General features: G+C 69.1%; 21 protein-coding genes. 12 read left to right on the forward strand and 9 right to left on the reverse strand.

The genetic code is table 11. The features are described 5' to 3' along the window. Positions 1 to 164: 164 nt before the first annotated feature. On the reverse strand, positions 165 to 1,601 hold the full coding sequence (locus tag ABIC52_RS10220; RefSeq protein WP_354027260.1) for a CCA tRNA nucleotidyltransferase: 1,437 nt from the start codon (positions 1,599 to 1,601) through the stop codon (positions 165 to 167). Between the two features lie 121 nt (positions 1,602 to 1,722). On the opposite strand from ABIC52_RS10220, the gene ABIC52_RS10225 reads away from it, so the two are divergent. The 6 genes from ABIC52_RS10225 to ABIC52_RS10250 all read left to right on the forward strand — a co-directional run bounded on the left by ABIC52_RS10225 (position 1,723) and on the right by ABIC52_RS10250 (position 10,655). Beyond that, on the forward strand, positions 1,723 to 5,916 hold the full coding sequence (locus tag ABIC52_RS10225; RefSeq protein WP_354027261.1) for a DUF6049 family protein: 4,194 nt from the start codon (positions 1,723 to 1,725) through the stop codon (positions 5,914 to 5,916). Positions 5,917 to 6,065: 149 nt separating this feature from the next. Then, positions 6,066 to 7,064: a thioredoxin-disulfide reductase gene (gene trxB, locus ABIC52_RS10230; protein ID WP_209675828.1), complete on the forward strand. Its 999-nt coding sequence runs from the start codon at positions 6,066 to 6,068 to the stop codon at positions 7,062 to 7,064. Positions 7,065 to 7,127: 63 nt separating this feature from the next. Next, a complete protein-coding gene (trxA, locus tag ABIC52_RS10235; RefSeq protein ID WP_022832611.1) occupies positions 7,128 to 7,454 on the forward strand; it encodes a thioredoxin in 327 nt (108 codons plus the stop codon). Positions 7,455 to 7,643: 189 nt separating this feature from the next. After that, positions 7,644 to 8,948, forward strand: a complete 1,305-nt coding sequence (locus tag ABIC52_RS10240; protein ID WP_209675829.1) for an aminotransferase-like domain-containing protein — start codon at positions 7,644 to 7,646, stop codon at positions 8,946 to 8,948. A gap of 40 nt (positions 8,949 to 8,988) precedes the next feature. Beyond that, the gene (locus ABIC52_RS10245; protein ID WP_126889965.1) at positions 8,989 to 9,951 is read left to right on the forward strand and encodes a D-alanine--D-alanine ligase family protein; all 963 of its coding nucleotides are present in this window, start codon (positions 8,989 to 8,991) and stop codon (positions 9,949 to 9,951) included. Positions 9,952 to 10,016: 65 nt separating this feature from the next. Next, the gene (locus tag ABIC52_RS10250) at positions 10,017 to 10,655 is read left to right on the forward strand and encodes a YdcF family protein (RefSeq protein WP_354027262.1); all 639 of its coding nucleotides are present in this window, start codon (positions 10,017 to 10,019) and stop codon (positions 10,653 to 10,655) included. A gap of 747 nt (positions 10,656 to 11,402) precedes the next feature. Here the strand turns inward: ABIC52_RS10250 and ABIC52_RS10255 are convergent. The 8 genes from ABIC52_RS10255 to rpmH form a co-directional block, all read right to left on the reverse strand. Continuing rightward, on the reverse strand, positions 11,403 to 12,380 hold the full coding sequence (locus ABIC52_RS10255; protein WP_354027263.1) for a ParB/RepB/Spo0J family partition protein: 978 nt from the start codon (positions 12,378 to 12,380) through the stop codon (positions 11,403 to 11,405). Continuing rightward, positions 12,380 to 13,273, reverse strand: coding sequence for a ParA family protein (locus ABIC52_RS10260; protein ID WP_354027264.1), 894 nt, complete (start codon positions 13,271 to 13,273; stop codon positions 12,380 to 12,382). Before ABIC52_RS10260 ends, ABIC52_RS10255 begins: the two co-directional genes overlap by 1 nt. An 81-nt stretch (positions 13,274 to 13,354) precedes the next feature. Next, positions 13,355 to 13,999 carry a 16S rRNA (guanine(527)-N(7))-methyltransferase RsmG gene (gene rsmG / locus ABIC52_RS10265; RefSeq protein WP_354027265.1) on the reverse strand — a complete coding sequence of 215 codons (645 nt, stop codon included), beginning with the start codon at positions 13,997 to 13,999 and terminating at the stop codon, positions 13,355 to 13,357. After that, positions 13,996 to 14,493, reverse strand: a complete 498-nt coding sequence (locus ABIC52_RS10270; RefSeq protein ID WP_126889970.1) for a Jag family protein — start codon at positions 14,491 to 14,493, stop codon at positions 13,996 to 13,998. Before ABIC52_RS10270 ends, rsmG begins: the two co-directional genes overlap by 4 nt. After that, complete coding sequence (gene yidC / locus ABIC52_RS10275) at positions 14,494 to 15,456, reverse strand: membrane protein insertase YidC (protein ID WP_126889971.1); 963 nt, start codon at positions 15,454 to 15,456, stop codon at positions 14,494 to 14,496. An 8-nt stretch (positions 15,457 to 15,464) separates the two neighbouring features. Further along, positions 15,465 to 15,860 carry a membrane protein insertion efficiency factor YidD gene (yidD, locus tag ABIC52_RS10280; RefSeq protein ID WP_126889972.1) on the reverse strand — a complete coding sequence of 132 codons (396 nt, stop codon included), beginning with the start codon at positions 15,858 to 15,860 and terminating at the stop codon, positions 15,465 to 15,467. Further along, on the reverse strand, positions 15,857 to 16,219 hold the full coding sequence (gene rnpA / locus ABIC52_RS10285) for a ribonuclease P protein component (RefSeq protein WP_126889973.1): 363 nt from the start codon (positions 16,217 to 16,219) through the stop codon (positions 15,857 to 15,859). Before rnpA ends, yidD begins: the two co-directional genes overlap by 4 nt. A gap of 61 nt (positions 16,220 to 16,280) precedes the next feature. Continuing rightward, positions 16,281 to 16,418, reverse strand: coding sequence for a 50S ribosomal protein L34 (gene rpmH, locus ABIC52_RS10290; RefSeq protein WP_019181680.1), 138 nt, complete (start codon positions 16,416 to 16,418; stop codon positions 16,281 to 16,283). A 557-nt stretch (positions 16,419 to 16,975) separates the two neighbouring features. On the opposite strand from rpmH, the gene dnaA reads away from it, so the two are divergent. The 6 genes from dnaA to gyrB all read left to right on the forward strand — a co-directional run bounded on the left by dnaA (position 16,976) and on the right by gyrB (position 24,929). Beyond that, positions 16,976 to 18,442 carry a chromosomal replication initiator protein DnaA gene (gene dnaA, locus ABIC52_RS10295; RefSeq protein ID WP_058728337.1) on the forward strand — a complete coding sequence of 489 codons (1,467 nt, stop codon included), beginning with the start codon at positions 16,976 to 16,978 and terminating at the stop codon, positions 18,440 to 18,442. A gap of 529 nt (positions 18,443 to 18,971) precedes the next feature. Continuing rightward, on the forward strand, positions 18,972 to 20,117 hold the full coding sequence (gene dnaN / locus ABIC52_RS10300; protein ID WP_126889974.1) for a DNA polymerase III subunit beta: 1,146 nt from the start codon (positions 18,972 to 18,974) through the stop codon (positions 20,115 to 20,117). A gap of 69 nt (positions 20,118 to 20,186) precedes the next feature. After that, a complete protein-coding gene (gnd, locus tag ABIC52_RS10305; RefSeq protein ID WP_126889975.1) occupies positions 20,187 to 21,074 on the forward strand; it encodes a phosphogluconate dehydrogenase (NAD(+)-dependent, decarboxylating) in 888 nt (295 codons plus the stop codon). Positions 21,075 to 21,107: 33 nt separating this feature from the next. Next, positions 21,108 to 22,286, forward strand: coding sequence for a DNA replication/repair protein RecF (gene recF / locus ABIC52_RS10310; protein ID WP_354027266.1), 1,179 nt, complete (start codon positions 21,108 to 21,110; stop codon positions 22,284 to 22,286). Next, positions 22,286 to 22,786 (forward strand): DciA family protein, encoded by a 501-nt coding sequence (locus ABIC52_RS10315; protein WP_209675847.1) that lies wholly within the window; start codon positions 22,286 to 22,288, stop codon positions 22,784 to 22,786. Before recF ends, ABIC52_RS10315 begins: the two co-directional genes overlap by 1 nt. A 133-nt stretch (positions 22,787 to 22,919) precedes the next feature. Then, the gene (gene gyrB, locus ABIC52_RS10320) at positions 22,920 to 24,929 is read left to right on the forward strand and encodes a DNA topoisomerase (ATP-hydrolyzing) subunit B (RefSeq protein WP_354027267.1); all 2,010 of its coding nucleotides are present in this window, start codon (positions 22,920 to 22,922) and stop codon (positions 24,927 to 24,929) included. The last annotated feature ends 90 nt before the right edge of the window (positions 24,930 to 25,019 follow it).

A 25,019-nucleotide genomic window follows, 5' to 3' on the forward strand; every position in this document is an offset into this window, starting at 1 on the left:
GGCGGCTCCGGGCGGTTCCCGGAGCAGGAGGGTTGATGCATGTGTCCGGTCGCGCAGGAGCGCGCGGACAACCCCACTAGCCTAGCTCACGGCCTGGAGGCGCGCCACCGCTCGTGCAGAGCGGCCACGGTCCGGCAGCCGCTCACCCGGGGGCCGCGGCCGGTTCAGGCCGTCGTGTCCCGCTCGGACCACCAGGCGCGCAGGCGCTGCTCGGCCTCGTCCGCGCCGAGGGGCCCCTCGTCCATCCGAACCTCGAGCAGGTGCCGGTACGCCTCGCCCACGGCACGCCCCGGCGGGATGTCGAGGATGCGCATGATGTCGTCACCGGTCAGGTCGGGACGGATCGCGTCGAGCTCCTCCTGGTCGGCCAGCGCCGTGATGCGGTCCTCGAGGTCGTCGTAGGCGAAGCCGAGGCGGTCGGCCTTACGGCGGTTGCGCGTCGTGACGTCCGAACGGGTGAGCTCGTGCAGGCGCTCGAGCAGCGGACCGGCGTCGCGCACGTACCGGCGGACGGCGGAGTCGGTCCAGGCGCCCTCGGTGTAGCCGAAGAACCGCAGGTGCAGCTCGATCAGGCGAGACACCGCGGCGATGGTGTCGTTGTCGAACCGCAGCGCCCGCAGCCGCTTCTTCGCGAGCTTCGAGCCGACCAGGTCGTGGTGGTGGAAGCTCACGGCCCCGCCGGGCTCGAGCTTCCGGGTCGCCGGCTTGCCGATGTCGTGCAGCAGCGCCGCGAGCCGGAGCACGGTGTCGGGTGCCTCGCCCGGGTGGCGCTCGGCCTCGTACCCGATCGCCTGGGACAGCACCGTCAACGAGTGCTCGTACACGTCCTTGTGGTGGTGGTGCTCGTCGATCTCCAGCCGCATCGCGGGGAGTTCGGGCAGGAAGCGTTCGGCGAGCCCGGTGTCCACGAGCAGGCGGATGCCGGGGACCGGCTCGGACGTGTTCAGCAGCTTCACGAGTTCGTCGCGCACGCGCTCGGCCGACACGATGTCGATCGAGTCGGCGAGCTCCGTCATCGCGGCACGGACCTCGTCGGACACGGTGAAGCCGAGCTGCGCGGTGAAGCGCGCGGCACGCATCATCCGCAGGGGGTCGTCGCGGAACGAGACGGGAGCCGCCTGCGGGGTGTGCAGGCGGCCGGCGAGCAGGTCCTCGACCCCGCCGTGCACGTCGACGAGCTCGCGCTGGGGGAGTCGGAGCGCCATGGCGTTCACCGTGAAGTCGCGGCGGAGCAGGTCGTCCTCGATGGTGTCGCCGAACGCCACCTCGGGCTTGCGGGTCTCGCCGTCGTAGACGTCGCTGCGGTAGGTCGTGATCTCGACCTGCTCGCCGGCGACCCGGGCGGCGATGGTGCCGAACTGCCGGCCGACGTCCCACGTGGCGCTCGCGATCGGCTCGACGATGCGCAGGACGTCGTCGGGGCGGGCGTCGGTCGTGAAGTCGAGGTCGGTGACCGCACGGCCGAGGAACGCATCGCGGACGGGCCCACCGACCAGGGCCAGCTCGTGTCCGGCGTCGGCGAACGCCCGAGCGAGGGTGGCGACGGGCTCGGTGGCGGCGAGTGCGTCGAGTCGTTCGACGGCCTGGGCAACGGACTGCATGACGGCCCCCATCTTCCCAGACCCTCCGCGAGTTCTGCACAGACCGAGCGCGCACGGGTTCGTCCCGTGCGCGCCCTCGTACACTCGTGCTCGGCCGGAACCGACCCTCGGGCCCTCCTGTATGCACATCCTCCGCTCCACGCTCGCCGCCGCAGCCACGGCCCTCGTCGCCATCGGCCTCGTCGTCACGCCCGCCGGCCCAGAGGCCGCGCACGCCGCTGTGCACGCCGCTACCGCCGACCGCACCACGACCCGCACCGCGGCGCCGGCCGCTGCCGACCGGGGCAAGACCTCGGTCTCTATCGCCCCCGCGAACCGCGGGATCGTCCGGCGCGACCAGGAACTCCAGCTCACCATCACGGTGACGAACGACACCGACACCGAGGTCCCCGAGGGGTCGGTCGAGCTCGACATCTTCCGCTCGGAGAGCACGCGGGACGTCCTCTCCGACTGGCTCGCCGACACCAGCACGACCGGTTACCTCGGCGCCCCGATGGACTCCGCGGACGTTCCGGCGGTCCCGGCGCACCGATCGGTGACGCAGACGGTGACGATCGCGCCCGGCAACGTCGCCCTCGGCGGGTACTCCTCGTTCGGCGCCCGACGCATCGCCGCCGAGTACACCGCGGACGACACCTCCGCGGTCGCCCGGTCCGCGATCACCTGGTACCCGGACTTCCAGCAGACCCCGGTGGGCGTCTCGGTCGCGATGCCGATCACCCTCCCCGCCACCGACGACGGCGTGATCAGCGCCGCCGACCTCGCCGCGGCGACCGCGGTGGACGGCACCCTCACGCAGCAGCTCGACGCCGCCGCCGACCACAACGTCGCCCTCGGCGTCGACCCGCGGATCATCGCCTCGATCCGGCTGCTGGGCGAGAACGCCCCCTCGAGCGCGCGCACCTGGCTCGACCGGCTCGAGGGGCTCCGGAACGAGACCTTCGCGCTGCCCTGGGCCGACGCCGACGTCACCGGGCTCCGACAGGCCGGTGCGGACGGCATCCCCGGCGTGATCTCCCTCGACCAAGAGGTCCGCGAGCAGAACTTCCCGGGTGCCAGCACGCCGACCCCGACCCCGACGACCCCCGACACCGGGACGCCGACGGCCACCGCCGGTGCCGCCCCGGACGAGACGCCGGACGCGACGCCGACTTCTCCTGACGGCGCGACCGCGGACCCCCAGGACGGCGCAACACAGGATGCGATGGGCCAGGACGGGACGGCAGACGACGGCGCCGACGGCGCGACCACCACACTGCCGACCACCGCGAGCCTGCTGGACTTCCCGTACGCGCTCGACGACGTCGCCTGGCCGGTCGAGGACACCCTCGCTGCGGACGACCTGCCGGCGCTCGCGAAGGCGGGCACCGGGACGACGATCGTCGCGAGCGGCAACACCTCGGCCGGCCAGGACACCACCGTCGCGGCCTCCGAGCGCATCGGCGACCAGAAGGTGCTCGTCGCCGACCAGGGCATGTCGGCGCTGCTCCGCGAAGCGGCCACCGCGACCGACCAGCCCGACCACGACACCGCGATGGCCGAGCTCACCGCGACCCTCGCCACCGCAGCCCGCTCCGGCAGCGCCCAGAGCCCCGTGCTCCTGACCCTCGGCCGCGAGTGGCCGACCGACTCCACGATGCTGAGCAGCGCCCTCGACGCACTCGAGGACACCCCCTGGGTCTCGCCGTCGGACCTGTCGACCGCGGCGAAGGCCACCGCCGGCTCCCTCACGCTCGCGCCCGCGGACGACGGGTCGGACCGCCTCGCCCAGTTGCGCCGACTGGTCGAGAGCGAGCAGGACCTCTCCGCCTTCGCGTCGGCCGTGGACGACCCCACGCTGGTCACCGCGCCCGCACGTCTGCGGCTCCTCGCGCTGTCGTCCAACGCCTGGCGCGACGAGTCCGACGCCCTCGCCACCGCGGTCGCCAAGCAGGTCCGGACCTGGACGCAGACCACCGACCAGGTCAGCATCCCCGACTCGAGTTCACTGACCCTGCTCGGCGACCGTTCGTCGTTGCCCGTGTCGGTGCGCAACCGGTCGGAGTACCCGATCACGGTGCTCCTGGACGTCCAGCCGTCCAGTTCGGCGCTGCAGGTGGTCCGCAACGCCATCGAGGTGAAGCTCCAGCCGCAGTCCTCCACCCGGACGACCATCCCGGTCCGCTCGGTCGCGAACGGCAAGGTCAGCCTGACCATGTCGCTGACGACGACGACCGGGGTCACCGTGTCGGAGCCCACCACGGTCGAGCTGAACGTGCAGGCGCAGTGGGAGACGGTCATCACCGCCGTGGCCGCGATCGGTCTCGTCGCGATCTTCGGCTTCGGGATCTTCCGCAGCATCCGCAAGCGCATCCGGCGCCGCAACGGCGAGCTCGACGACGAGGACGACGACGACCCGAACCGTCCGCTCGCGGTCCAGCCCGATGCCCCCGGCGCCCCTGCCCGGTCGGGAGGCTCGTCCCACGTCGCACAGGCGGCACCCGCCGCCGCCGTGGTCGGCACCACTGCCGCGTCCGGTCCCGCGCGCGTCGCACCGCAGCAGGCCGGTACGCGCCCTGCGGACGCGACGGTGAACGACGGCGGCGAGCCGCGCCTCCAGGCCGGCCGTCCGGACCAGGACGACACCACGCCAGACCCCGAGGAGCCGACCATCAGCACGCAGCAGCAACCCGCCGTCGACGCGGAGCCCGCGGCCGAACGGAACCTCGGTCGGGCGAGTGCGATGCTCGCGGCGGGCACGATGGCGTCCCGTGTGCTCGGGTTCGCCAAGACCTTCGTCCTGGCCTTCGCGATCGGTCAGAACCAGTCGATCTCGGCGAACGCGTTCGCCGTCGCGAACCAGCTGCCGAACAACATCTACGCGCTCATCGCAGGCGGTCTGCTGTCGGCGGTGCTGATCCCGCAGATCGTCCGATCGATGCGGCAGAACGCCGACGGCGGAGCCGCCTACGTCAACAAGATCGTCACGCTCGGAGCGACCGTCTTCGTCAGCATCGCGGTGGTCGCCACTGCGATCGCACCGCTGCTCGTGCAGCTCTACACGTCGAACTCGTCCTCGGAGAACCTCGACCGCGCAGCGACCGACCTCGCCGTGGCGTTCGCTTTCTGGTGCATGCCCCAGATCCTCTTCTACGCGATGTACTCCCTGCTGGGAGAGGTCCTGAACGCCAAGCAGGTCTTCGGTCCCTTCACGTGGGCGCCCCTGCTCAACAACGTGATCGCGGTCGCCGGTCTGATCGTGTTCATCGCGATGTTCGGTACCGACAACAGCTCCGTCGGCGAGTGGACGCCGTTGAAGATCGCCGTCCTCGCGGGCAGCGCGTCCCTCGGCGTCCTCGCACAGGCCGCCTTCCTGCCGTTCTTCTGGAAGCGGGCTGGCCTGACGTTCCGGCCGGACTTCCGTTGGCGCGGCGTCGGCCTCAAGGCGACCGGGACCGCCGCGGCGTGGCTCTTCGCGATGATCCTCGTCACGCAGGTCGCCGGGATCGTCCAGTCCCGTGTGGCGTGGCTCGGTGGCACGGACGGGCCCGGCAACGCGGTGCTCGCGAACGCGTGGCTACTGTTCATGCTCCCGCACTCGATCGTCACCGTGTCGATCGCGACCGCGTACTTCACGCGGATGAGTCACGACGCGGACGCAGGTGACCTCGATGCGGTCCGTCGCAACCTCTCGCTGTCCCTGCGGATCGTGGGCCTCTTCACCGTCTTCGCCACGGTGGCACTGATGGTCGTCGCGGTGCCCTTCGGGCGCATGTACGAGGGACGGTTCGAGGACTCACTCGCCGTCGGCGCTGTCCTGGTCGCCTACATGCCGGGTCTCGTGCTGTTCAGCATGCTCTTCATCATCCAGCGCGTCTTCTGGGCCCTCCACGACCACCGGACACCGTTCCTCATGCAGTGTGTCCAGTCCGTGCTCTTCGTCGTCGGCGCTGTTGCCGTGACGGCACTCCCCTCATCGATCATCGGGATCGGTGTGGCCGCCTGCACGACCCTCGCCGGGTCGGCGCAGACGATCATCGCGCTCATCCTGGTACGCAAGCGCCTGTCCGGGATCGAAGGGCCCGTGGTCACCCGTTCGCACGTGCAGTTCATCATCGCCGCGCTCATCGCCGGCGCCGCTGGCGTCGTCGTCGTCACCTTCTTCGGAGCGTTCTCCGCAGACGGCTTCGCCATGTCCGACCGGACGGGCGCCCTCGTCACCATCGCACTGACCGGAGCCGTCATGGCGCTCGTGTACTTCGGTGTCCTGGTCGTCGCGAGGAACGGCGAGATCGCGAACGCGGTCAAGCTCCTCCGCGGCCGACTCGGACGCTGACCGGCGGCTGTCCGCTCACCGGCTGTCCGCTCACCGGCTGTCCGCCCACCGGCTGTCCGCTCACCGGCTGTCCGCTCACCGGTGGGCCGGAATGTCCCGCCGGTACCATGTGTTGACCCGGTCAGCACTCAACGGAAGGGCAGCGAGGCATGCGCCAGCTCATCATCATCGGTTCCGGTCCCGCCGGGTTCACCGCCGGCATCTACGCCGCGCGCGCGGAGCTCAAGCCCCTGATCGTCGCGTCCAGCGTCGAGACCGGCGGCGAGCTCACCAAGACCACCGAGGTCGAGAACTTCCCCGGCTTCCCCGAGGGGATCCAGGGCCCGGACCTCATGATCAAGATGCAGGAGCAGGCCGAGAAGTTCGGCGCCGAGGTCCTGTACGACGACGCGGTCTCGGTCGACCTGACCGGCGAGGTCAAGAAGGTCACCGTCGGCTCCGGCGAGACGTACGAGGCCCTCGCGGTCATCTACGCGACCGGTTCGGCGTACCGCCACCTCGGCCTCGCCGACGAGGAGCGCCTGTCCGGCCACGGCGTGAGCTGGTGCGCGACCTGCGACGGCTTCTTCTTCCGACAGAAGAACATCGCGGTCGTCGGCGGCGGTGACTCCGCGATGGAGGAGGCGACGTTCCTCACCCGCTTCGCCGACAAGGTGACGGTCATCCACCGCAAGGACTCCCTGCGCGCATCGAAGATCATGCAGGACCGCGCGATGAACGACCCGAAGATCGAGTTCGCGTGGAACAAGGAGGTCACCGGCATCACGGGTGACTCCGCGGTCGAGGGCGTCACGCTCCGCGACACGGTCACCGGTGAGGAATCCTCGCTCGAGCTCGACGGACTGTTCATCGCCATCGGCAACGACCCGCGCACGCACCTGATCCACGGCCAGATCGACCTCGCACCCGAGGGCACCATCGCGGTCCAGGGTCGCTCGTCGCGGACCAACCTACCGGGTGTCTTCGCCGCCGGTGACGTCATCGACCCGACCTACCGCCAGGCGATCACGGCAGCCGGTTCGGGCACGGTCGCGGCACTCGACGCGGAGAAGTACCTCGCCGACCTCGACGACGCGCTTGTCGACCAGGCCGAGGGCGTCACGCCCGAGGGCCCGGCGATCATCGACGTCGAGGCCGCGCGGGCCTGACCCGGACCGGAATACCGCGGCGGCCCAGCCGTTGCACCAACTGAACTTCTCGAAGGAGCACACATGTCCAACGCAAAGGCCGTCACCGACGCCACCTTCTCGGACGAGGTCCTCAAGTCCGACAAGACCATCCTCGTCGACTTCTGGGCCGAGTGGTGCGGCCCGTGCCGCGCCGTCTCCCCGATCCTCGACCAGATCGCCGCGGAGCACGCCGACAAGATCGAGATCGTCAAGCTCAACGTCGACGACAACCCGCAGTCGGCCATGAACTACCAGATCACGTCCATCCCGGCGATGAAGGTGTTCAAGGGCGGCGAGGTCGTGAAGACCGTCATCGGCGCGAAGCCGAAGCCCGCACTCGAGGCCGACCTCGCCGAGTTCCTGGCGTAGGCACCGCGAAGCACACGACGGCCCTGCTCTCCCCGGAGAGCGGGGCCGTCGTCGTTCCGGGGGAGCGACGGGGGAGTGCCAGCTGGGCGTGAGCGGGCCACAGCTTCAGGATCGGCCCTCGTCTCCCACCGCGGATGCGGGGAGCGATGTCGTAGTGTGGCGGGAATGTCCCACTGAACGGAGCACACGATGACGAACGGCAACAGCCTCGACCCCTGGTACGACTCCTACGCCCAGCGGACCGCCGGGCTGAGCGCTTCCGAGGTCCGAGCCCTGTTCGCCGTCGCATCGCGACCCGAGGTGGTCTCGCTCGCCGGCGGCATGCCGTACGTCTCCGCGCTGCCGCGCGAACTCGTCACCGGGTCGATCGACCGCGTGATGACCGAGGACGCCGCCATGGCCCTGCAGTACGGCGGCGGACAGGGCCTGCGGTCCCTCCGCGAGCACATCGTCGACGTGATGAGCCTCGAGGGCATCCGCGCCAGTGCCGAGGACGTCGTCGTCACCACCGGCTCGCAGCACGCGCTCGACCTCGTCACGCGGTTGTTCATCGACCCGGGTGACGTCGTCCTCGCCGAGTCGCCCTCGTACGTCGGCGCCATCGGCGTCTTCCGCTCGTACCAGGCGGAGACCGTCCACGTGACGACCGACGAGCACGGGCTCGTCCCCGAGGCGCTGCGCGAGGCGATCGCGAACCTGCGGACGCAGGGCAAGCGGATCAAGTTCCTCTACACGATCCCGAACTTCCACAACCCGGCGGGTGTCACGATGAGCCGTGAGCGCCGCATCGAGGTCCTCGACATCTGCCGTTCGAACGGCATCCTCGTGCTCGAGGACAACCCGTACGGGCTGCTCTGGTTCGACGAGCCCGCACCGCAGGCGATCCGCTCGATCGACGACGAGGGCGTCGTCTACCTCGGCTCCTTCTCCAAGACCCTGGCCCCCGGCTTCCGCGTCGGATGGGCCCTCGCACCGCACGCCATCCGCGAGAAGCTCGTGCTCGCCAACGAGTCGGCCGTCCTGGCACCGAACTCGTTCGGTCAGTACGTCGTGAACGCCTACCTGGACGCCGCAGACTGGAAGGGGCAGGTCGACACCTTCCGGGGGCTCTACGCGGAGCGCAGGGACGCGATGATGGCTGCTCTGGGGGAGTTCCTGCCCGACCTGACGTGGACGAAGCCGAACGGCGGGTTCTTCGTCTGGCTCACACTGCCGGAGTCGCTTGACTCGAAGGGCATGCTGCCGCGGGCCGTGAAGGAGCTCGTCGCGTACACGCCGGGTACCGCCTTCTACGCCGACGGTCGCGGGGGCGGCAACATCCGCCTGTCGTTCTGTTACCCGACGCCGGACCAGATCCGCGTGGGCGTGAAGCGTCTGGCGACCGTCATCAACGACGAGCTGGAACTGATCGAGACCTTCGGTCACGCAACCCGCCCCAGTGCGGTCAGCGAGTCGCGGTCCACGGTCGTCGCGCCGCCGCCCAACGTCTCCTGACCAGCCCTTTCACCGCCAGTTCCCCTCGGAGGACCCTCGCATGGCCGAGCTCACCCGTCGTCACGTCGTCGTCGTCGCGGGAGGGATCTCGCACGAGCGCGACGTCTCTCTCCGCTCGGGTCGACGCGTCGCCGATTCACTGACGGGATACGGCTGGCAGGTCGACCTCCGCGACGCCGACGCCGGGCTGCTGCCCGCTCTGCGTGCGTCGCGCCCCGACGTCGTGTGGCCGGCGCTGCACGGCGCCTCGGGTGAGGACGGGGCCCTGCGGGGCATCCTGGAGGCACTCGACATCCCGTTCGTCGGCTCGCGTTCGACGTCGGCTCGGCTCGCGTGGGACAAGCCCACCTCGTCCGCGCTGGTCGCGCGTGCAGGCGTGCGAACCCCGCGCTCGGTCACGCTGTCGCACGACGTCTTCCGGGAGCTCGGGGCGGTCGGCGTCCTCGACGCCATCGCGGCGGAACACCCCGTGCCCCTCGCAGTGAAGCCCGCCCGTGGTGGCAGCGCGCAGGGCGTCACGTTGGTCGAGGACCCGCACGACCTACCCCGCGCGATGGTGACGGCGTACACCTACTGCGACGACGTCGTCGTCGAACAGCTCATCCGTGGGACCGAGGTCGCCGTCGGGATCATCGACACAGGAGACGGTCCGGTCGCCCTGTCGGCGGTCGAGATCGTCCCGAAGAGCGGTACCTACGGTTTCGAGGCCCGCTACAACGCGGGGGAGACGACCTTCTTCACCCCGGCACGCCTCTCGGATGACTTCGGGCGAGCTGCAGCCGATGCTGCGGTCGCGGCGCACACCGCCCTCGGCCTGCGACACGTCTCCCGTGTCGACCTCATCGTTGATAGCGCCGGCACCCCGTGGTTCCTCGAGGCCAACGTGCTCCCGGGCCTCACGGAGACCTCCCTGGTGCCGCAGGCTCTCAGCGCTTCGGGGTTCGACCTCGGTTGGACGTACGCAGAACTCGCCGAGCAGGCCATTCGCGACCACCACGCCTGATCGTGGTGCAGAAGGGCAGTGTTCCACGTGGAACACTGCCCTTCTGCGTTGCAGCCGCCGGAGCCGTGACGCTCGTCGCGCTCGCGTTCGGTGAAGCAGTGCACGCCCGTGCCGCTCATCGTGCCCGGACTGCGCTCGCGGCCGCCCGAGCCGCCGGCGTCGTCCACGGTGCAGCGCGCACATCCGGCAGGTGCAGCGTCATCGTTCTGGGCTTCGGGAATCGGGGGACTGGTCCGAATGTGGTGAACCGGTGGCGCGCAAGGATCGCGCACCGGACTGCACAGCGGCTCGCAGCTGCCGGAGCAGCCGTCACCATCATCTGCTGTGGCGGGCCTGTTCGCGGGGTCCACCCTGAGGCAGACCTCCTGGCGGAAGCCATCCGCGTTGACGGCTGGCGCGGTCCGATCCTGCTCGATCGAACGAGCACTTCGACGTGGGAGAACGTCGCCAACGCCCGAGAACTCCTTCGTGGTCCGAGCCTGATAGCGATCTGCTCAAACGGCCTGCACGCTGCCAAGGCGCGGGAGTACCTCCGGCGTCAAGACCCCGCGTTGGCCGAACGGCTCGTCCCTGCCGATGACTACCGTTTCGGTGAGATGACGCTCGTCAAGCCGATCTTTGCCGTGGTCGGCCTCTGGAAGCTTCGCCGGGCACGAGCTGTTTCACGTGAAACCGTGCACCGGGCTCCGATCGCTGAGCCGTAGGCTCTCGCAGCCCGCCGACGAGGGCCAGCAACCATCGGCTGCGCGATGCAACGCCAGACCGCTCGACGCCTCGTCGGTCGCCGCCGGACACCGCGATCGGTGGCTCAGGACACCGCCGTGCGACGGCACGTGGGGGGGAGGCAGAGCACAGGCCTGCATGGCTGTGTGCCTTGCCGCCCATCCTGGCGACGGTGGCCACGCACCGCCGGTTCGCTGCGCTCTCGAGATCGCGATCGATGCGCTCGTGCTCACCCGTTCAACCTCGGCCGGAGTGACCACGGCGCGCGCAGGGATCCGCGGGGGAGTGACGATGCAGATCCAGCGCGGGGTCTTCGTGGCGACTGAGTGAGGATGGGTCGCACGCGTCCCGCCCGGGTGGTGAACGCGATGGAGAGCTAGCCACCCCGCTGTACCGGACATCGCCGCGGACGACGACTCCGGCCGGCTCCGCGCGGACAGCGACGGCGGCCGTGGCCGTGGCCGTGGCCATGGCCATCGATGTTCCACGTGGAACACCGACAACGACGTGCAGCCATCCGGCACGCGCGGTCCAGCTGCCGCTCCTCAGGGCGTCCTGTGCCGCTCTGCGCGCCTTGGAGGCCGTGGCGCTGGCCAGGTGTGACCCGGGCGCCCCAGGTCGCTCAGCGAGGCGCACAGGGGCAGCAGCGGCGGTGCCTGCCGCAATGAAGGCCAGGCTGGAGTCCGTGGCGCGTGCGGCAGCGCCGTCCACTCAGTGGATCCCCGGGCTCAGTCAGCGACGTCGCTGATCCCCAGCTCGGCGAGGATGCGGTTCAGATCGTCACCGTTGGCGAAGTCGATTGTCACCGAGCTCTTCCGAGCACCGACGGCGATCTTCACACGGGTGTTCAACCGGTCGCCGATGCGCTCGGCGAGGTCGTTGAAGTGCGCCTGACGCTTCGAGGGCTCCGTGTTCGGCTTCACCGGGGTCTTCGCCGCAAGCTGCTGGGCGATGGCTTCGGCGGCGCGAACGGACAGGTCCTCGTTGACGATCTTCTCGGCGAGGTACTCCATCGCCTCAGCATCGGGTGCCGCAAGGATCGCGCGCGCGTGACCCGCTGAGAGCACCCCTGCCGCAACACGGCGCTGGACGGGGGAGGGGAGCCGGAGCAACCGGATCGTGTTGGTGATCTGCGGCCGGGATCGACCGATGCGCTGCGCGAGCTGCTCCTGCGTGATCCCGAAGTCGGCGAGGAGCTGCTGGTACGCCGATGCCTCCTCGAGCGGGTTCAACTGAGCGCGGTGCAGGTTCTCGAGCAGCGCGTCCCGCAACATCGCGTCGTCAGGGGTCTCCTTGACGATGGCGGGGATGGTGGCGAGCCCGAGCTCCTTCGTCGCACGCAACCGGCGCTCACCCATGATGAGCTCGTACTGCGGCTCGGTCCCCGTGGCGCCGGCGATCGGACGCACGACGATCGGCTGCAGCACGCCGATCTCGCGGATCGAGTGGACGAGCTCCTGGAGTTCCTCCTCGCGGAACTCCTTGCGTGGCTGCTGCGCGTTCGGCACGACATCGAGCGGGTTGAGGTTCGCCAGACGCGCCCCGGGGACCGCGACGAGGTCTTCGGCGGTCGTGCCTGCCGAAGGCGCGGACGCCGGCGAACCGCCGGTCGGGAAGAAGACGTCGACCGGGCGGTCCTGCTGGTCCGAGGCCGTGGGGATCAGGGCGCCGATGCCTCGTCCGAGTCCGGTTCGCTTGGGTGCCATCAGTCCTGCGCTCCTCGTGCTGCGATCTCGGCGGCCGCCTCCAGGTAGGAGAGCGACCCGGACGAGTTGACGTCGTACGACACGACGCTCTGTCCGTAACTCGGTGCTTCGCTGACCCGCACCGACCGAGGGATCACGGCCTTGAGCACCTGGTCACCGAAGTGCTCGCGGACGTCGGCCGCAACCTGGTTCGACAGGTTCGTGCGTCCGTCGAACATCGTCAGCAGGATCGTCGAGACCCGGAGGTTCGGGTTGAGGTGCCGCTCGATCAGCTCGATGTTCCGCAGCAGCTGGCTGAGACCCTCGAGCGCGTAGTACTCGGTCTGGATCGGGATCAGCACCTCCTGCGCAGCGACGAAGGCGTTGATCGTCAGGAGTCCGAGCGAGGGCGGGCAGTCGATGAAGACGTAGTGGTAGGGCTCGTCGAGCGACGACAGGTACTCGTCGAGTGCCGTCCGGAGCCGCTGTTCTCGAGCGACCAGCGACACGAGCTCGATCTCCGCGCCGGCGAGGTGGATGGTGGCCGGCACGCACCAGAGCGTCTCGGACTCGGGGGAGCGCTGCACGGCGTCTGCGATCGGCGCTTCGTCGACGATCACGTCGTAGACGCTCGTCACCTCCGCCTGGTGTTCCACGCCGAGCGCCGTCGACGCGTTGCCCTGCGGATCGAGGTCGATCACCAGCACCCGAGCACCGCCGTGGGCCAGTGCTGCAGCGAGGTTCACCGTGGTGGTCGTCTTCCCGACGCCACCCTTCTGGTTCGACACCGTGAAGACGCGGGTCTTCCGGGGGAGCGGGAACTGTTGCGTGGCGATCGCCCGGCGGCGCCGGTTGAGATCCGCGATCTCACGAGCCAGGGGCGTCGACGCGTCGTAGTCGGTCGATGAACTCAACGAAGACCTCTTCCCCGGGTCAGTGTTCCACGTGGAACGTCGGGCGTTCGATGTCCGGCGGAGCCGGACCCAGCCGCGGCGTTAGTCAACTGTAGCCCGGAAGACTCGCGTGGTCTCCTCGACCACACCGTCCCCGAGCTCGAGCACCTCGACGTCGGTCAGCCGCTTGCGCAGGATGACCTTCCGAGCCTTCTCGATCTCCTCGTCGACCCGCGCACCCTTCATCAGGATGAGCTGTCCGCCCGAGCGCACGAGCGGCACCGTGAGGGGGATCAGCTTCGACAGCGCGCTCACCGCACGTGCAGTGACCTGGTCGACCACGACCGCATCCGCGACGTCCTCGGCCCGCCCACGCAGGACGGTGACGTTCTCGAGACCGAGTCGCTCGGACTCGGCGTTCAGCCAGTCGCAGCGGCGCTCCATCGGCTCGATGAGCGTGAATGAGACGTCCGAGCGGGCGATGGCCAGCACCAGCCCGGGCAGCCCGGCGCCGGAACCGACGTCCGCGACGCGACCGTCAGCCTCCAGGAGGGGACCCAGCAGTGCGGAGTTGAGGATGTGTCGAGTCCAGAGCCGGGGAAGTTCGAGCGGACCGATCAGGCCCAGCTCCTCACCGCGACGAGCGAGCTCCGCGGTGAAGGACCGTGCGAGCTCGATGCGGTCGCCGAACAGCAGCGCAGCCGCCGCCGGCTCCTGCTCCAGGACCGGCGTGGCCTCGTCCGTCATCGCGTGACGACCGTGTGGCGGTCTCGTCCCTCGCCCTCGGACTCCGAGTGGAAGCCCTTCTCCGCGACCAGGTCGTGCACGAGCTTGCGCTCGTACGACGACATCGGGGGCAGCGCCGCGGTCGACGAACCCGCCTCGATGCGCTCGACAGCCGTGTCGACGAGGCGCTGGAGCTCGGTGGCACGAGCATCGCGCGAGCCGCCGATGTCCAGGATGAGACGGCTGAACTCGCCCGTCTCCGCCTGGACGGCGATGCGGGTGAGCTCCTGCAGGGCCGACACGGTGTCCGGCTTCGAGAGCACGCGCAGCGCGCCGTTCTCGTCCGTCACGGAGAGGTAGACCCGACCCGCACGCTCCTCGATCTCGATGTCGCCGTCGAGGTCACAGATGTCGAGGAGTTCCTCGATGTAGTCCGCTGCGATGTCCGCTTCGTCGCGGGTGTCGTCCGACTCCACGGGGGCGTCGACGGTGGGGGCGGTGTCCTGCTCGGTCACTTACTTCTTCCCGTTCTTCTTGGAGCGGTTCTTGCCGACGGGCTGCTGACGCTGCGTCGTCACCCGGACGGGCTCGACCTCGACCGCGGCCGAACCGGCACCGGCCTCAGCGAGCACCGGGGTGCCACGGCGCTGGGCCTTCTTGGCGAGACGGGCCTCGCGGGCGAGCGCTGCCTCGGAACCCGGGGTCGGCATGCTGCGGATCACGAAGTACTGCTGCGCCATCGTCCAGATGTTCGAGGCGAGCCAGTAGAACATGACGCCGAGGGGGAAGCTCAGACCGGAGATCACGAAGACCAGCGGGAGGATGTACAGCATCATCTTCTGCTGGCGGTACATCGGCGACGCCTTGGTCTCCGGCGACATGTTCTTCGCCACGAGCTGCAGCTGGGTGACGAACTGCGACGCGGTCATCACGACGATCATGAAGCCCGCGATGACCCGGACCTCCCACCCGGAGGCGTTGGTGAAGGTCTCGTGCAGGGGAGCGCCGAACAGGGCGGCGTTGCCGAAGTCCTGCGCCAGGGTGTTCGTGAGCAGGCCGATGCCCGTCTTGTTGATCTGCGCCTCGTGCAGCACCGAGTACAGCGAGAAGAAGATCGGCATCTGGATGAGCAGCGGCAGGCAGGAGCTCAGCGGGTTCGTCCCGGTCTCCTTGTACAGCGCCATGGTCTCGCGGCTCATGGCCTCACGCGAGAACTGGTCCTTCTTGCCCTTGTACTTGTCCTGGATCTTCTTCAGCTGCGGCGCCACCTCGAGCATGCGTCGCTGCGACTTGATCTGCCGGACGAAGATCGGGATGAGCGCGGCCCGGACCACGAAGGTCAGGAAGATGATCGACAGCACCCAGGTGATGCCGGCCGACGGGTCCATGCCGATGGACTCGAAGATCCAGTGGAAGGCCACGAGGATCGCCGAGACCACCCACTTCAGTGGCCAGAGGATCGTTCCGATGAAACCCATGAGGACGGTCACGCCTTTCGAGTGCGCTGGGGGAGCAGGACCGGACGACGGGCATCGCCGGACGGCTGGGGGTGCAGCTGGGACGGGGGGAGCACGAACCCGAACCGGGTCAGGCGGTAGGGACGATCACGCTCGCGCACGTCGTCGATCCCGCCTGCGGCCCACGGGTTGCACCGCGCGATCCGCCAGGCCCCCATCGCCGACCCGCGCACGACGCCGTACTGCTGGATGGCCTCGAGCGCGTACCGTGAGCACGACGGGTGGTAGCGGCAGACGTTCCCGTACAGGGGAGAGATGACCGCGCGGTAGGCGCGCAGCACGACGACGCACACGTTGCGCGGGAGCAACGCGACGACCCAGGCCAGTCGGTTCAACGCCAGCCGGGTCCACTGGATGCGGTTCATGCTGCCTTCTCCACCCCGCGCGCGAAGGAGCGCGAGACGTCTTCGAGAAGGGTAGGCCATCCGGCCTGCGCCGCGGCTGGCAAGGCCCTGATGACCACGTCGTGGCCGGTCGGCACCTCGGTCAGCAGTTCGTGGGCGATCGCCTTGAACCGTCGTCGGACCGTGTTGCGGGTGACGGCGTTGCCGACCGTCTTCGCGACGATGAACCCGAACCGCGTCGGACCGTCCGGACCGGGTTCGGCCCCGACGGGTCGACGGACCACGGATACGACGACGTGCGCCGTGGCGCTCCTGCGACCACGACGCACGACGGACCGGTAGTCGTCACCACGGACGATGCGGTTGGCGCGGGCCAACACGATCGCTACCGGGTTCCGATTCGGGACCGGATCAGGCGCTGCCCCGGGGGGCGGAGCCCGATCAGGCGCTGAGCTCGGTGCGGCCCTTGCTGCGGCGCGCGGCGAGGATGGCGCGGCCGGCACGGGTGCGCATGCGGGCGCGGAAGCCGTGCTTCTTGGCGCGACGGCGGTTGTTCGGCTGGAAGGTGCGCTTGCTCATGATGATCTCCACACGGCTGCGCTCGAGGACGGGCTCAGCGCGAGCCGACACGTATGTCTGGACAGCCGCTCGACGGAACCGAACGACACGACGGGCGCGACCGAATGGCCGCAGTCAACTGGTTAACGGTACGTGACGGCGGCGGTGAGGTCAAACGGCGCCGCGACCCGGGCGGGCACGGGGCACACGCACGATCATCATCCACATTGGGGAAAACGTGCGTTCGGTACGACTCGGCCGGACCCTTTACAGTGGGGTGATCGATCGGCCCGTTCCGCGGAGCGACGGGGGAGTCACCTCGACGTCCGCAGCCGGGTCGCCGTGGACAGGACTGTGGACAACCCTGTGGATCACCGCCACGGAGCGACAGCGGTCCGGCCCCGTGGATCGGCCGCGCCGGACACGCTCGTGGAGCACCTCCGACCGAGCGGGCCCGAGCCACGCCGCCTCCCGCGACGACCGGACGGGCTCGACGCGACGGGGACGACACGGGAGCGGCGGACCACCGCCGACGTCCGACACCAGCACACCGACACCAGACCAGGAGACCAGCGCGAATGACGATGCCGGCCGACCCCGTCGAGGACCTCTGGTCCTCCGTCCTGGGCCTCCTCTCCGAGGACGACCGCATCACCCCGCAGCTGCACGGCTTCCTCAACCTGGTCGAGCCGAAGGGCGTGCTCGCCGGCACGCTCTACCTCGAGGTCCCGAACGACCTGACGCGCGGCATGCTCGAGCAGCGGATCCGGGTCCCCATCACCGAGGCCGTCTCGCGGGTCGGTGACGACTCGGTCGCGAACTTCGCCATCACGGTGAACCCGGACATGGCGTCCGAGCCGCGCGTCGACCCCGTCGTCGCGAGCCACGTCCCCGAGTACGCCGAGCCCGTGCAGGCGCCGGTGGAGCAGAGCGCGGCGCCGCGGCAGTACATCGAGGCGCCGTTCGTCCCGAGCCAGATCGACTCCCCGGGCACCGGCGGACGCCCCGAGTCACGCCTCAACCCGAAGTACAACTTCGACAACTTCGTCATCGGCTCGTCGAACCGCTTCGCCCACGCCGCCGCGGTCGCGGTCGCCGAGGCACCGGCCAAGGCCTACAACCCGCTCTTCATCTACGGCGACTCCGGCCTCGGCAAGACGCACCTGCTGCACGCGATCGGCCACTACGCCGAGAGCCTGTACCCGGGCATCCGCGTGCGGTACGTGTCGAGCGAGGAGTTCACGAACGACTTCATCAACTCGATCGCGAACAACCGCTCGAACCAGTTCCAGCAGCGCTACCGCGACATCGACATCCTGCTGATCGACGACATCCAGTTCCTGCAGGGGAAGGACTCCACGCAGGAGGCCTTCTTCCACACGTTCAACACGCTGCACGACCACAACAAGCAGGTCGTCATCACGTCGGACGTCGCGCCGAAGCACCTGACCGGCTTCGAGGACCGGATGCGCTCGCGGTTCGAGTGGGGTCTGATCACCGACGTGCAGGCACCGGACCTCGAGACGCGCATCGCGATCCTGCGCAAGAAGGCGCAGTCCGACCACCTGCAGGTGCCCGACGACATCCTGGAGTTCATGGCGTCGAAGGTGTCGAGCAACATCCGGGAGCTCGAGGGCACGCTCATCCGCGTGACGGCGTTCGCGAGCCTGAACCGGACGGCCGTCGACATGGCCCTGGTGCAGACCGTCCTGAAGGACCTGATCACCCTCGACGACGACAACGTGATCGCGCCGACGGACATCATCAACCACACCGCGGAGTACTTCAAGCTCTCGGTCGACGACCTCTACGGATCGTCCCGGTCCCAGGCGATCGCCACCGCCCGACAGATCGCGATGTACCTGTGCCGTGAGATGACGAGCCTGTCGCTGCCGAAGATCGGGCAGCTGTTCGGCAACCGGGACCACACCACCGTCATGTACGCGAACAAGAAGATCACCGAGCTGATGAAGGAGCGTCGGTCGATCTACAACCAGGTCACCGAGCTGACGAGCCGCATCAAGCAGGACCGCCGCTACCGCTGACGCGGGCGCGAGCAGCTGACGCGGACGCGACCGGCTGACGGACGGGAGGCACGGTGCGACACGGCACCGTGCCTCCCGTCCGTCGTTCCGTCGTCAGCCGGGAGGCCCGCACCACCACCCGCGGATCGGCCCGCCTCGGCGCGTATCCACCATCTGAGACGGTTCCATGGGCCGAGTTTCCCCCAGTGTGGAAAGCCTGTGGATAACTGTGGAGGACACGCGGTCCGGTTGTTCACAGTTCTGACCTCACCTGTGGAGACTGGGGATGGAAGCGGATAGATGAGATTTGTTCATCCAGACGCTGCCAACACGCGACTCACAACTCACACGTGTGTAGTTCCCTGTGGAGAAGCGGGATGCACAGAGTTATCCACACTGTGCACAGGCGTTAACACCATTGATCCTGGTTAACGATGAAGTTCCGCGGGCCAACCTTGTGGACGGCGGGATGACAAGAAATCCGGGCCCTGCTCCGCTGTGCCACAATGGGGCGGCCGGACAGTCCAACCGATCGACAGGGGTCCCAGCTGTGAAGTTCGAGGTCAACCGGGACGTCTTTTCCGAAGCCGTCTCCTTCGCGGTGAAGCTCCTCCCACAGCGCACGACCCTCCCGATCCTGTCCGGAGTCCTCATCCACGCCGAGGGCGATCGGCTCACGCTGTCGTCCTTCGACTACGAGGTCTCGGCCCAGACGTCGATCACGGCGCAGATCGACGAACCGGGCACCGTGCTCGTCTCCGGCCGACTGCTGAACGACATCTCGAGCCGACTGCCGAACGCCCCGGTGACCTTCACCACCGAGGACACGAAGATCTCGGTCACCTGCGGATCGGCACACTTCACGCTGCTGTCCATGCCGGTCGAGGAGTACCCGACGCTGCCGGAGATCGGCGAGCAGACCGGGGTCGTCCCCGGTGACGCCTTCTCCGAGGCCGTGTCCCAGGTCGCCGTCGCCGCCAGTCGCGACGACGTCACGCCGGTCATCACGGGTGTCCAGCTCGAGGTCGGCGACAACGACCTGTCGCTCATCGCCACCGACCGCTACCGCGTCGCGGTCCGCACGATCGCGTGGGACTCCGGACGCGTCGGCTCCGACCCGCTGCACGCGCTCGTCCCCGCCCGCACCCTGCAGGAGGTCGGCCGCACGTTCGGGTCGGCGTCCACGGTGTCGGTCTCGATCAGCGGATCGTCGGACCGTGAGCTCATCGCGTTCCACGCCGACGACAAGACCGTGACCTCGCTGCTCATCAAGGGCAACTACCCCCCGGTCCGCCGGCTCTTCCCCGAGACGGTGAACGACCACGCGGTGATCAACACCGCCGAGCTCGTCGAGGCCGTCCGACGGGTGTCCCTCGTCCTGGAGCGCGAAGCGGCGCTCCGGTTCTCCTTCTCGGTCGACGGGCTCACGCTCGAGGCGATCGGATCCGAACAAGCGCAGGCGTCAGAGTCGATCAGTGCGTTGCTGACCGGGGAGGAAACGGTGGTCTCGCTGAAGCCCGCCTTCCTCCTGGACGGGTTGAACGCGGTGCACTCCGAGTTCGTCCGCATCTCCTTCACCAAGACGGAGAACCCCAACAAGCCGGGCCCGGTGCTCATCACCGGCCAGACCTCGCAAGAGGCCCCGGCGACGGACGGATACCGGTACCTGCTGCAGCCCAATCTCCTGCTGCGATAGCGCAACAGCCGTACCACTGCGCTGACGCGCCACTGGCCACCAGCGCGACGACGAACAGAAGAGGAAATCATGCACATCGGTCTTGTCGGCCTCGGTCGCATGGGCAACAACATGCGTGCCCGTCTCCGCAACGCAGGCATCGAGGTCACCGGGTACGACGCGAACCCCGCCGTCTCCGACGTCGCCGACCTCGGCGCCCTCGCCGCCGCACTGCCCGAGGGCAAGAAGCTCGTGTGGGTCATGGTCCCGCACGGCAAGATCACCGACGACGTGATCACCGACCTCGCCGGCGTCCTGTCCGAGGGTGACCTCGTCATCGACGGCGGCAACTCGAAGTGGCTGGACGACACGATCCACGCCGAGCAGCTCGGCGCGAAGGGCATCCGCTACATGGACGCCGGTGTGTCCGGTGGTGTCTGGGGCAAGGACAACGGCTACGGCCTGATGGTCGGCGGCGCTCCCGAGGACGTCGAGTTCGCGATGCCGGTCTTCGACGCGCTCCGCCCCGAGGGCCCCCGCGAGGAGGGCTTCTCGCACGCCGGCCCCGTCGGCGCCGGTCACTACGCCAAGATGGTCCACAACGGCATCGAGTACGCGATCATGCAGGCGTACGGCGAGGGCTACGAGCTCCTCGAGGCCAAGGACATCATCAAGGACGTCCCCGCGGTCTTCGCCGGGTGGCAGCGCGGCACGGTCGTGCGCTCCTGGCTGCTCGACCTGATGGTGCTCGCACTGAACGAGGACCCGAAGCTCGACGCGATCGAGGGCTACGTCGAGGACTCCGGCGAGGGCCGCTGGACCGTGGAGGAGGCCATCGAGCACGCCGTGCCGATGCCGACCATCTCCGCGTCGATCTTCGCGCGCTTCGTCTCGCGTCAGGGCAGCGCGTCCCCGACGATGAAGGCCGTCGCGGCGCTCCGCAACCAGTTCGGCGGCCACGCCGTCAAGAAGGCGTAGTTCAGGTAACCACCTGAGCTCGTCTCGGCCCGCGTGCACGTCGACCACTTGCAACTCACCGACTTCCGGAACTACCGGGAGGCGGACGTCGACCTCGCACGCGGGCCGAACCTGTTCGTCGGACGGAACGGACAGGGCAAGACCAACCTGGTCGAGGCCATCGGCTACCTGTCCACCCTCGGCTCCCACCGGGTCCCGACCGATGCGGCCCTCGTCCGCCAGGGCTGCGACGCAGCGATCGTGCGCGCTCGACTGGCCCACGAGGACCGCAGCATCCTGGCCGAGGTGCAGATCAACCGCACCGGGTCGAACCGAGCGCAGGTCAACCGCGCCGCGATCAAGCCCCGCGAACTGCCGCGCTACTGCACGAGCGTCCTCTTCGCCCCCGAGGACCTGGCGCTCGTCCGCGGGGAGCCCTCCGGCCGGCGGCGGATGCTCGACGAGCTCCTCGGCCAGATCGCCCCGCGGATGCAGGGGGTCCTCGCCGACTACGACCGGACGCTCCGGCAGCGCAACACGCTCCTGAAGACGGCGCGGTCGACCGGTGCCCGGTCCGGGTCGCTCGCGACGCTCGACGTCTGGGACGACCGGCTCGTCGCGTTCGGTGCCGAGATCATCGCGGCCCGTGACCACCTGACACGACGGCTCGCGCCGTTCGTCACCGAGGCCTACGCCACGGTCGCCGGCGAACGGCACGAGGCGACGATCTCGGGTGTGCTCAGCGTGCGGGGCGGGGACCCCGAGGACGCAGCGGCCACCGACCCGGTGCTCGGGACGCCGGACGAGCCGGTGTCCGTGGCCGCCGCGGCCGATGCCTTCCGGGGCGCGCTCGAGCGGCGGCGGAAGGACGAACTCGACCGCGGACTGACCCTCGTCGGACCTCATCGCGACGACGTGCTCTTCCAGCTGAACGGGTTACCTGCCCGCGGCTACGCCAGTCACGGCGAGTCCTGGTCGTTCGCACTCGCGATCAAGCTCGCCGGCGCCGCGGTGCTCCGCGCAGAGTCGACCCTGGGCGACCCGATCATCATCCTCGACGACGTGTTCGCCGAACTCGACGAGTCACGGCGTGAACGGCTCGCGGGCGCGGTCGCCGACTACGAGCAGGTGCTCATCACCGCCGCGGTGTTCGGGGACGTGCCCGACCAGCTCGCCGCCCACACCGTCCGGATCGAGGCGGGCACGATCGTGACCGACGAGGCGCACGCCTGATGCCGAAGCCCTGGAAGCCCTCCGAGCCGGCGCGGGTCTACCGCCACCTCCGCGCCGTCCTCGGTGACCCGTCCCTCCGCACCGTCGACGCCCGACGCCGCCGTTCCCGCGAACTCGACGCCGACACCGTGCCGTACGGCAAGGGGCGCGAACCCCGTGGGCTCGGGGACGTCGTCGGTGCCCTGGCCCAGGAGCTCGGGTGGTCGGAGCCGCTCGCCCGCTCGGAGCTCTTCGTGGACTGGCCCGCGGTGGTGGGCGACGAACTCGCCAAGCACTCCCGCCCGATGACCATCGACGACGGCACGCTCGTCATCCGCTGCGACTCGACGGCCTGGGCGACGCAGCTCCGGCTGATGCGTGCGACCGTCACCACGACGATCGCCGAGCGCCACCCCGGAGCGGGCGTGCAGTCGATCCGGGTTTCCGGGCCGGACGCCCCCACCTGGAAACGCGGTCCCAGGACGGTCCAGGGGCGTGGTCCCCGCGACACCTACGGTTGACCCGACGAAATCGTCCTCGGGGATGAAGAACACCCGTCCAGCGGGCGGATGAGCCCCGTGGAGAGGGGCTCCTGCGGTAGACTGGCGAGTGCAGTGTGCGGGCGTTCCGCGCGCAGGCAGGAGCAATCCCGACATGGCATCAGAATCTGACGACGACCGGACGATCCCGCAGGACGAGACCGAGCAGGCTCCACCGACGGAACCATCGTACGGCGCAGACCAGATTCAGGTGCTGGAGGGGCTCGAGGCGGTCCGCAAGCGCCCGGGCATGTACATCGGCTCGACGGGTCCGCGCGGTCTCCACCACCTGGTGCAGGAGATCGTGGACAACTCCGTCGACGAGGCGCTGGCCGGCTACTGCGACACGATCGACGTGACGATCCGCGAGGACGGCGGTGTCCGCGTGGTCGACAACGGCCGTGGCATCCCGGTCGACACCCATGCGGCCGAGGGGGTCTCGACGCTCCAGGTCGTCCTCACCGTCCTGCACGCCGGCGGCAAGTTCGGCGGCGGCGGGTACGCGGTCTCCGGCGGCCTGCACGGCGTCGGCTCCTCCGTCGTGAACGCCCTGAGCTCCGAGCTCGACGTCGAGGTCCGTCGCCAGGGTCACGTCTGGCGCCAGAGCTACACCGACGGCGTCCCGGTCGCCCCCGTCTCGAAGGACGAGGAGACCGACACCACCGGCACCACGATCACGTTCTGGCCGAACGCCGACATCTTCGAGACCGTCGAGTTCGACTACGAGACGCTGCGCACGCGCTTCCAGCAGATGGCCTTCCTCAACAAGGGTCTCCGCATCAACCTCACCGACGAGCGCACCCCGGACGAGGGCGAGGAGTCGCGGAAGGACTCCTTCCGCTACGAGCGCGGGCTGCCCGACTACGTCGAGTACCTCAACGCGCAGAAGAAGGCGGACCTGGTCCACCCCGACGTCATCGCGATCGAGGCCGAGGACACCGAGCGCAAGATCGCGCTCGAGATCGCCATGCAGTGGAACACCTCGTACCAGGAGAGCGTCCACACCTTCGCGAACACGATCAACACGCACGAGGGCGGCACCCACGAAGAGGGCTTCCGCGCTGCCCTGACGAGCCTGGTCAACCGGTACGCCCGAGAGACCAAGATCATCAAGGAGAAGGACGACAACCTCACGGGTGACGACATCCGCGAAGGGCTGACCGCCGTCATCTCCGTGAAGCTCGGCGAGCCGCAGTTCGAGGGACAGACGAAGACCAAGCTCGGCAACACCGAGGCCAAGTCGTTCGTGCAGCGCGTCGTCGGCACCGAGCTCACCCACTGGTTCGAGAGCAACCCGGCCCAGGCGCGCGACGTCGTCCGCAAGGCGATCCAGGCGTCGCAGGCGCGGCTCGCGGCCCGCAAGGCGCGCGAGACCACCCGTCGCAAGGGCCTGCTCGAGTCGGGCGGCATGCCCGGCAAGCTCAAGGACTGCCAGTCGAAGGACCCGACGCTGTCGGAGATCTTCATGGTCGAGGGTGACTCCGCCGGCGGTTCCGCCGTGCAGGGCCGCAACCCGATGACGCAGGCGATCCTGCCGCTGCGCGGCAAGATCCTGAACGTCGAGAAGGCCCGCCTCGACCGCGCCCTGGCCAACCAGGAGATCCAGTCGATGATCACGGCGTTCGGCGCCGGCATCGGCGAGGACTTCGACCCGGACAAGGCCCGGTACCACAAGATCGTGCTGATGGCCGATGCCGACGTCGACGGCCAGCACATCACGACGCTGCTGCTCACGCTGCTCTTCCGCTACATGCGTCCGCTCATCGAGCGCGGCTACGTGTACCTCGCGCAGCCGCCGCTGTACCGCCTGAAGTGGTCGAACGCCGCGCACGAGTACGTGTTCAGCGACCGCGAGCGCGACGCCCTGATGCAGGCGGGCATCGCCGCCGGCAAGCGCATCCCGAAGGACAACGGGATCCAGCGCTACAAGGGTCTCGGCGAGATGGACTACAAGGAGCTCTGGGACACCACGATGAACCCTGACACCCGCACGCTCCTGCAGGTCACGCTCGAGGACGCCGCCGCGGTCGACAGCGTCTTCGCGACACTGATGGGCGAGGACGTCGAGTCGCGTCGCCAGTTCATCCAGCAGAACGCCAAGGACGTCCGCTTCCTCGACATCTAGTACCGGCCTGGAGGCGCGGTGCCAGCCGCGTCGACCAGTCCCGACCCCCTGTGGTCGCGCCCGGCGCGACCGACGGAACCAGTGCCTCCC

It is taken from the genome of Curtobacterium oceanosedimentum, from assembly GCF_040545555.1.
Classification (GTDB): Bacteria; Actinomycetota; Actinomycetes; order Actinomycetales; family Microbacteriaceae; genus Curtobacterium.